The sequence below is a fragment of the Actinoplanes sp. NPDC048791 genome (assembly GCF_040650095.1).
Taxonomy (GTDB): Bacteria; Actinomycetota; Actinomycetes; order Mycobacteriales; family Micromonosporaceae; genus Actinoplanes.
Genome location: NZ_JBEZGQ010000310.1, coordinates 1 through 8,300 on the forward strand (window position 1 = coordinate 1; position 8,300 = coordinate 8,300).

Consider the following 8,300-nt stretch of genomic DNA (forward strand, 5'->3'; position numbering starts at 1 on the left):
TCGTGACCCGGTTCAGCCGGCCGGCGCCGGACCGCTTCGACCGGGAGCTGACCACCTTCGTCCGGCTCCCGGACGGCACCTACCGCCGCGACGACGAGCACCACGGCAACGTGCTGATCGACACCACCACGGTCCCGGCTCTGCTGCGCGCCCACGGCGTGACGGCGACCGTGGGCGACTCCTTCGCCGACGACGAGCATCCGCTGCCGCCCGGTCTGAAGGGCGTCATCGGCTACGCGGCTAGCTGATCCAGCAGTACAGCCGCTGCTCCTCGGTGCGGGCCAGCCGGCCGACCGCGCCGAGGATCTCGGTCGCCAGCTCCGGGTCGATGGGCTCGCCCTCGGCGGCCCGGTCGGCGGCCCACTGCCGGCCGACCCGGTCCAGCTCAGTCGCGCTCGCGCGGCTCAGTGCCTGCTGGAGCTCTGCGGACGCGGCGACGATCATGGCGCCGTCGTCCTCGTCGGCGATGACCGACGAGGCGGACGCCGCGAGCGCGTCGTCGAAGCTGCGGCCGGTCAGCAGGCTGTCCCACTCCAGCAGGGCCAGGTCGGCGTCGAAGTTGCCGTAGGTGACCGACTCGTGGCCGGCGTCCGGACCGCCGTCGGCCTGGGCCTCGGCGGCCTCGTCATCGGCGGCGACGAAGAATCTGATGATGCTGCTCATCGGGGTATCCCATCAGAGCCGGACCCGGGCCGCGACGGGCAGGTGGTCACTGCCGGTCGCCGGAAGGGACCAGAGCTCGGTGACGGTCACCGACCGTCCCATGATCTGGTCGATCCGCGCCACCGGGGCCCGGGCCGGCCAGCTGAAGGCGAACGTCGACCGGGCCGTCCGCAGCTCCGCGCTGAGCGGCGCCAGCGCACGGTCGTCCACGGTGTAGTTCAGGTCGCCGAGGAGCAGCACCCTGCCGATCGGCTCGGCGGCGATCATCCGGCCGAGCCGGGCGGCGCTCTCGTCCCGCCGCGACGAGCTGAGCCCGCCCACCCCGATCCGCACCGAGGGCAGATGGGCGACGTAGACGGCGACGTCCCCGCCGGGCAGCTCGGCGACGGCTCGCAGTCCCCGGTTCCAGTCGGTGCCGACCCCGCTGGGCCGGATGTCGACCGGTGCCGCCTCGGTGAGCGGATACCGCGACCACAGCCCGACCGTGCCCTGCACGGTGTAGTGCGCGTACTCCACCGGCATCGCCGCGAGGTAGGCGGGCAGGGCAGTGCAGCGCGCTGGTCGGCGGTCTCGACGCCCTCAGCCACGACCCGCGCGCCCAGTCTGGCGCCCAGCTCCACCGCGCCCCGGACCACGGCGGCGGCCGCGGGCGAGTCGGTCATGTCGGTGACGAACGACCGGTCGACCTTCAGCTCGTCCACCGCGACCCGGGTGACGAACGACAGCGACGAGAAGCCGGTGCCGAAGTCGTCGACCGAGATCTGCACGCCCATCTCGCGCAGGGCGGCGATGACCTCGTCCACGACCTCCTGGTCGCTGACCGCCACCGACTCGGTGATCTCCAGGACCAGCCGGCCCGCGCCCAGCCGGTGCCGGCGCAGCGCGTCGGCCACCTGGGCCGGCAAAGTGGCGTCGAGCAGGCTGCGCGCCGACACGTTGACCGAGACGGGCAGCTCGAGGCCGTGGCCGGCCCAGTCCGCGGCGGCGGCCAGCGCGTGGTCGAGGACGTAGCGCGTGAACGGGGCGAGCAGCTCGCCGTGCTCGATGGTGTCGATGAAGTCGTTCGGGTTGAGCATGCCGCGCCGGGGGTGCTTCCAGCGGATCAGCGCCTCGACGCCGGTCGGCGCGCCGGTCTGCAGGTCGACCTCGGGCTGCAGGACGAGCACGAGCTGGTCGTCAGCGGTGAGCGCGTCGTAGAGCTCGGCCGGCAGGGCCAGGTGGTCGGTGCTGCTGGCGTCGTGCGCACTGTCGTACGCCGCCACCCCGACGTGCAGCTCCTTGGCCTGGTCGAGGGCGATGCCGGCCCGCCGGATCAGCTCGGCCAGGTCGGTCGAGCCGGCGCTGGACACGGCCACCCCGACCGCGATCTCGGTGACCAGCCGGACACCGCCGATCTCCATCGGCAGGCCGAGCTGGTCGACCAGCTCGCGGGCCCGGCGCACGGCCCGGGGCAGCGGGTTCGGCGTCTCGTGCAGCGGCGTGGCCGAGTCGGTGAGGGTGGCGATGGTCGGCAGCAGCACGGCGAACTCGTCGTCGCCGAGGCGGGCCACCAGTTCCTGCTCGCGGGCCAGGTCGGTGAGGCGTTCGGCCACCGTGCACAGCATGGCGTCGCCGGCCCGGTGCCCGAGGGTGCCGTTGACCTCGCGGAAGTCGTTGAGGTCGAGCAGCAGCAGTGCGACCTGCCGGTCCCGGTCGAACGAGTGCAGCAGCGCGTCGCCGTCGCTGAGCAGCGCGGATCTGTTCGCCAGGCCGGTCAACGGGTCGTGCACACCGTCGTGGGCCACCTTCTCTTCCAGCTGAGCCAGCCTCTCGTGCGCCGCCGCGTCGTGCAACGCGCCGGCCAGGGCATCCCCGTACGCGGAGACGGCGAGTTCGTCGCGGGCGACGGGCAGGGTCGGCTCGGACAACCACACGGTCAGCTCGCCGACCTCGGCGCCGCCGACCGTCATGGTGCGCGTGATCACCGGACCGGGCAGGGCACCCGGGGTGGGGTCGTGCGAAGCGCCGTCGGCCGCGTACCGCCGGGGGCTGCCGGTGCGCTGCAGGACCTCGATCTCGACGCGGAGGGCGCCGAACACGTCCAGCGCCCCGCGCAGGCCGGCCGCCGCGACGGCCAGCTCGGAGGAACCGCCCAGGGTGCGGGTGGCGCGGGCGAACGCCTCCCAGATCCGGCGTTCCTCCTCGGCGCGCAGGTGGTAGCGGTAGGTGCGTTGCAGCAGCCACAGCGACGGCGGCAGCCCGAGCAGCCAGATCGGCCCGTTGACCAGCGCGAAGAGGGAGAGCAGGCCGACCAGCACGTTGCCGACGAACATCGGCAGCTTGGCGTGCAGGGCGCGGACGGCGATCTGGGCCGGCGGGGCGTCCCGGTGCAGGGAGAGGGTCAGCACCGCGAGACCCATCGTGACGAGCAGATAGGTGAACGCGCCCGCGATGAGGCCGACCTGCGTGCGGGCGCTGCCGAGCGGTGCGGCGGGGCCGGTGATGGCGTACGCGATGGTGGTCGCCGCGGCGGCGCCGAGACTCAGCGAGGCGGCCAGGTGCACCAGGTCGGCGACGACACGCTGATCGTTGAGCCAGGTGATGACGACCCAGGCCCCGACGGCACCGAGCAGAGTGGCGGCGGGCAGCCAGCCGGGCGGAGCCAGGGCGAAGCCGACGATGAACGCCGTCTCGCCCCAGGAGATGCTCACCGTGCCGCGGCCGACCCGGAAACGCAGCCGGGCGAGTTGCGCGGCCGCCACGAGCAGGACGGCGACGCCGATCGCGCCGGCCGGTGAAAGCGACACGATTTCCGGCCCGCGCAGCGGAACGATCATGCCCGCCACGGCGACGAGCAAGGCCGTGACGACGACGATCCAGGTAAGGACCCGACCGGCTTTGGGTCGCGACGGCGGACCGCTCTTGACGGGGCTTCGATCGCGCCGGGCGTCGGTCGCGAGGACGGGCTGGGAAGTCATGCCACCCCCCTGCTGACCAGCGGCACTGGCGGATGCACGTGCATCTGCAGTGGAGGAAGCGAGGGCTGGAAGATGGTCATCGTCAGCCCCCTTTCCGCACAGGGTGGAGGGACGTCAAAGCCCCCCGGCGGAAGGCTAAGCCAATCCGGCAGAACGCAACAGGGGTTGACGGATGAGCACTGTCAATGTTCCGGCAGAGACAGAACACACCGGAGAGCGGCCGGCGGACCTTGACAAAGTGGAATCCAGTCCGATGTAACTAAGCGTTCTCGTCGCGCCGCTCGCCGGCCGCCGGGCCGTCGATCCGGTCCACGCCATTGACCTCGGCATCCATTGCCGAGGTGGGCGCGTCGGAGGGGTGCGCCGCAGCGCCGGTGCCACGCGGCGTGGCCCCGGGTCGCTGCAGGTCCGCATCCAGCCGAGCGATCTCGGCGGCCCGCTCGGTGGCCGCCGGATCCGGGAAACTGTCAGGAAGCCGACGCAACCGCTTGTTCATGTTGCGGATCAGCAGGACTGTGCTTATGGCCATCAGCACGATGATGAACAGACCCATCGGACCGGCCAGGCCGCCCGATCGGGTATCACCGAAGTTGTTGACCGCCACCACGAAGTCCATACCTTCACGGTACGCCTCAGCGGGCCTCGACCCGCTCGCGGATGCCGGCGAAGAGGTCGGACTCCGGCAGCGGGCTGTCGACCAGCGAGCGAACCAGCTCGAAGTCCTCGGTCGGCCACACCTTCTGCTGGAGCTCCATCGGCACGTGGAACCAGAAGCCGTCCGGGTCGACCTGGGTGGCGTGGGCCCGCAGGGCGTCGTCGCGAACCTCGAAGTACTCGCCGCACTCGATCCGGGTGGTGATCTTGTCGCCGCGGTCCGGCCGCTCCTCGCTGCGCTCGAGCCACTCCTTGTACGGCGACTCGAGACCGGCCGCGAGCATGCCCTCGTGCAGGGCGAGCATCCGGGCGCGGGTCCAGCCGGAGTTGTAGTAGAGCTTCAGCGGCTGCCACGGCTCGCCCAGCTCGGGGTGCTGCTCCGGGTCGCCGGCCGCGTCGAAGGCCACCACCGAGATCTTGTGGCACATGATGTGGTCCGGGTGCGGGTAGCCGCCGTTCTCGTCATAGGTGGTCATGACGTGCGGCTTGAACTCGCGGATCAGCTTGATCAGCGGGATCGCGCCCTCGGCCGGGTCGACCAGCCCGAAACAGCCCTCGGGCAGCGGCGGCAGCGGGTCACCCTCGGGCAGCCCGGAGTCGACGAAGCCGAGCCAGGCCTGGTCGACGCCGAGGATGGACCGGGCCTTCTCCATCTCGGCCCGCCGGATGTTCGCGATGTCGGCGATGACCTCCGGCCGGTCCATCTTGGGATTGAGCACGCTGCCGCGCTCGCCACCCGTACACGTCGCGACCAGCACCTCGACGCCCTCGGCGACGTAGCGGGCCATCGTGGCCGCGCCCTTGCTGGACTCGTCGTCGGGGTGCGCGTGCACCGCCATGAGACGCAACTGCTCAGCCACTGATTTCTCCCTCGACCGGGCCTTGTCGTCAGGACCCCGGTGCCGGCTGCGAAGATGGACACGGCCATTCTGGCCGATGGCACCGACATATTTCGCAGGAGAGGTCCCCCTGGTGAGCGAGACGCGCGCCACAGCTCCGGTATTCCCGCCGGGCCGCTACGGGCGGCGCCGCGACGGACGCCGCCGGTTGCTGCTGCCCGCTTTGCTCGCGCTCCTGATCGGGATCGCCGCCGTGTTCCTGGTGGTCCGGCTGTACGGGCAGTACGGCGACCCCGACTACGACGCGCAGATCGTCGGCTGGTCCGACGTCACCGACAAGCAGATGACGGTCCGCTTCAAGGTCCGGGTGCCGGCCGGGGGTTCCGCCACGTGCGGCCTGCGCGCCCGCGACTACGGTGGCGCGGAAGTCGGCCGCCGTACGGTGACCGTCTCGGCCGCGGGATCCGCCACGACGATCGACGCCAGCGAGGTCGTCCCGACGACAGCCAAGGCCGCCGTCGGTGACGTCATCCGGTGCGCGGCCGCGGGCTGACGCACCGGGTGCCGTGCGCACCGCTGGTAAGCTTGGTGATTCGCTCCGTACGCCTGTTCGTTCCACCCGTACGTTCAAGGAGAAGAGTCTGTGACCAGTTCAGAGGCGTCGAAGACCTGGCTCTCCCAGGACGCTTACGACCGGCTGCAGGCCGAGCTCGACGAGTTGATCGCAGCCCGGCCGGCCGTCGCCGCCGAGATCAACGCCCGCCGCGAGGAGGGCGACCTCCGCGAGAACGGCGGCTACCACGCCGCGCGCGAGGAGCAGGGCAAGCAGGAAGGCCGGATCCTCTACTTGAAGGAGTTCCTGCGCAAGGCGGAGGTCGGCGACGCGCCCAGCGCCGACAAGGTGGCACCGGGCACGGTCGTCACGATCTACTTCGACGACGACAAGAGCGACACCGAGACGTTCCTGCTCGGCTCGCGTGAGATCGCCGCGACCACCGACTACACGGTGTACAGCCCCGAGTCGGCGCTCGGCAAGGCGATCCTCGGCGCGGGCCCGGGCGACACCGTGACCTACACCGCCCCCAGCGGCGCGGACATCAAGGTCACCGTGGTCGAGTTCGCCCCCTTCGGCGGCTAGCCCGCAGACGCGAGATCCCGCCGGACCCGCTCGACGGGTCCGGCGATCTCGTGTCAGGGGGTTCCGGACAGCAGGGTCAGTGGGTAGCCCTGGCTGCGCAGTGCGCCGATCAGGGCGGCCGAGTGGTCCGGGCCGCGGGTCTCGACCGAGAGCTGCACCTCGACCTCGCCGAAGCTCAGCCGCGGGTTCTGCCGCGAGTGGGCCACATCCACGATGTTGGCCCGCTGCTCGGCGATCTCCGCCAGCAGCCGGGCCAGTTCGCCGGGTTGGTCGCCGGTGCGTACGGCCAGGCGCAGGAAGCGGCCCGCCGACACCAGGCCGTGCTCGATCACCCGGAGCAGCAGCATCGGGTCGATGTTGCCGCCGGACAGGATGGCCACGATCGGCGGCTTCAGGTCGACCTTGCCGGTCAGCAGGGCCGCCACCGAGGCGCCGCCGGCCGGCTCCACCACCATCTTGTGGCGTTCCAGCAGCACCAGCAGGGCCGCCGACAGGTCCTCGTCGGTCACCGTCACCACGTCGTCGACCAGCTTGCTGACGTGGGCGAAGTTCAGCACGCCGGGGCGCATCACCGCGATGCCGTCGGCGATGGTCGCCGAGCGGTCCAGGGTCAGCGGCTCCCCCGCCGCCAGTGAGGGCGGGTAGGCCGCCGCGCCGATGGCCTGCACGCCGATGATCCGGATGTCCGGGCGCAGCGCCTTGGCGGCCACCGCGACGCCCGAGATGAGGCCGCCGCCGCCCACCGCGGTGACGATGGTGCCGACGTCCGGGCACTGCTCGAGGATCTCCAGGCCGACCGTGCCCTGGCCGGCGATGATGTCGCGGTGGTCGAACGGGTGGATCAGGATCGCCCCGGTCGCGTCGGCGAACTCGCGGGCCGCCGCCAGCGCGTCGTCGACTGTCGTGCCGGCGTACTCGATCGAAGCGCCGTACCCCTTGGTGGCCGAGACCTTGGGCAGCGGCGCGCCCTCCGGCATGAAGACCGTGGACCTGGCGCCCTGCAGGCTGGCCGCCAGGGCGACGCCCTGGGCGTGGTTGCCCGCGCTCGCGGCGACCACGCCGCGGGCGCGCTCGGCGTCGGAGAGCCGGGAGATCCGGGTGTACGCCCCCCGCACCTTGTACGACCCCGCACGCTGCTGGTTCTCGCATTTGAGCCACGTCGGCACGCCCAGCGTGCGGGTGAGCGGCATCGAGTGCTCCAGCGGGGTGGTCTTGACGACCCCGGTGAGCAGGGCTCGGGCGGCCTCGATGTCGGCGAGCTCCAGCAGATCGGTCATGAGTCGAATCGTGCCACCCGGCTCATACGAAGGCGTGACGAGGCCACGGGTTGGCCACCTCGAGTTGCCCGGCGATGGCCAGGAGCAACAGCTCCGAGTCGGGCGGGCCGACGAGTTGCACGGCGATCGGCAGGCCGTCCGGGCGCAGGCCGACCGGCACCACGATCGCGGGCAGCCCGGCGATGTTCCACGGCGCGGCGTAGGGCGCGTACGCCATGTTGATCTGCATGTTGCGCCGCCAGCTGCCCGCGGCGTGCCCGTCGGCGGGCGGCGGCGCGGCCGCCAGAGCGGGCGTGAGCAGCACGTCGATGCCGCTCTCGGCGAAGAACTGGATGCTCTTCTCCCGCCAGGCGTCCCGCTGGCGCTGCCCGACCCAGCCGCGCCGCCACATGAGCTTGCCGAGCGCGATGTGCCGGCGGGTGCGCGGCTGCAGGGTCCGGACGTCCAGCCCGGCCGCGTCGGCCTCCCGGTACGCGCAGGCGAACCAGGTGGCAAGCCCGGCCAGGCCGACCGCGGTCGAATACGGCGGGTCGGCCGTGACCGTGTCGTGGCCCACACCGACGAGCAGCTTGGACGCCTTTGCCACTGCCTCGCGGTTGGGCTCGTCCGGGCGTACCCCGGCGACCGGTGAGCGCAGCGAGACGCCGACCCGCAGCTTGTCCGGCTGGACCAGCTTGGCCGGGGCGCGGCCCGCCATGACGCTGAAGCCCAGCGTGGCGTCCGCAACCGTGGTCGCCAGGACGCCGTTCTCGGTCAGCCCGAACCAGCCGTC

Annotated in this window: 9 protein-coding genes and 1 pseudogene; 3 read left to right on the forward strand and 7 right to left on the reverse strand. The window is 71.9% G+C overall.

The genetic code is table 11. The features are described from left to right. Positions 1 to 248, forward strand: a 248-nt coding sequence (locus tag AB0C29_RS22245; protein ID WP_360823080.1) for a hypothetical protein, incomplete at its 5' end; no start/stop codon positions are given. Here AB0C29_RS22245 and AB0C29_RS22250 read toward each other — a convergent pair. The 5 genes and pseudogenes from AB0C29_RS22250 to mca all read right to left on the reverse strand — a co-directional run bounded on the left by AB0C29_RS22250 (position 241) and on the right by mca (position 5,134). Then, positions 241 to 663 (reverse strand): hypothetical protein, encoded by a 423-nt coding sequence (locus AB0C29_RS22250; RefSeq protein ID WP_360823083.1) that lies wholly within the window; start codon positions 661 to 663, stop codon positions 241 to 243. The two genes, AB0C29_RS22245 and AB0C29_RS22250, sit on opposite strands and share 8 nt — an antisense overlap. A gap of 12 nt (positions 664 to 675) precedes the next feature. Next, positions 676 to 1,185, reverse strand: coding sequence for an endonuclease/exonuclease/phosphatase family protein (locus tag AB0C29_RS22255; RefSeq protein WP_360823086.1), 510 nt, complete (start codon positions 1,183 to 1,185; stop codon positions 676 to 678). 83 nt (positions 1,186 to 1,268) lie between these two features. Next, positions 1,269 to 3,620 (reverse strand): annotated as a pseudogene (locus tag AB0C29_RS22260) (EAL domain-containing protein); the annotation flags it as partial. A gap of 259 nt (positions 3,621 to 3,879) precedes the next feature. Next, positions 3,880 to 4,236 carry a hypothetical protein gene (locus AB0C29_RS22265; RefSeq protein WP_360823089.1) on the reverse strand — a complete coding sequence of 119 codons (357 nt, stop codon included), beginning with the start codon at positions 4,234 to 4,236 and terminating at the stop codon, positions 3,880 to 3,882. Positions 4,237 to 4,252: 16 nt separating this feature from the next. Further along, complete coding sequence (gene mca, locus AB0C29_RS22270) at positions 4,253 to 5,134, reverse strand: mycothiol conjugate amidase Mca (RefSeq protein ID WP_360823092.1); 882 nt, start codon at positions 5,132 to 5,134, stop codon at positions 4,253 to 4,255. A 112-nt stretch (positions 5,135 to 5,246) separates the two neighbouring features. Here mca and AB0C29_RS22275 point away from each other — a divergent pair, with 112 nt between their 5' ends. Together AB0C29_RS22275 and greA are read left to right on the forward strand one after the other, a co-directional pair. Beyond that, positions 5,247 to 5,666: a DUF4307 domain-containing protein gene (locus tag AB0C29_RS22275; RefSeq protein WP_360823095.1), complete on the forward strand. Its 420-nt coding sequence runs from the start codon at positions 5,247 to 5,249 to the stop codon at positions 5,664 to 5,666. 90 nt (positions 5,667 to 5,756) lie between these two features. Continuing rightward, positions 5,757 to 6,251, forward strand: coding sequence for a transcription elongation factor GreA (gene greA / locus AB0C29_RS22280; protein WP_360823098.1), 495 nt, complete (start codon positions 5,757 to 5,759; stop codon positions 6,249 to 6,251). 53 nt (positions 6,252 to 6,304) lie between these two features. Here greA and ilvA read toward each other — a convergent pair whose 3' ends face one another. Next, positions 6,305 to 7,528, reverse strand: a complete 1,224-nt coding sequence (ilvA, locus tag AB0C29_RS22285) for a threonine ammonia-lyase (protein ID WP_360823101.1) — start codon at positions 7,526 to 7,528, stop codon at positions 6,305 to 6,307. Positions 7,529 to 7,550: 22 nt separating this feature from the next. Next, positions 7,551 to 8,300, reverse strand: a 750-nt coding sequence (locus AB0C29_RS22290) for an amidase family protein (RefSeq protein ID WP_360823103.1), incomplete at its 5' end; no start/stop codon positions are given.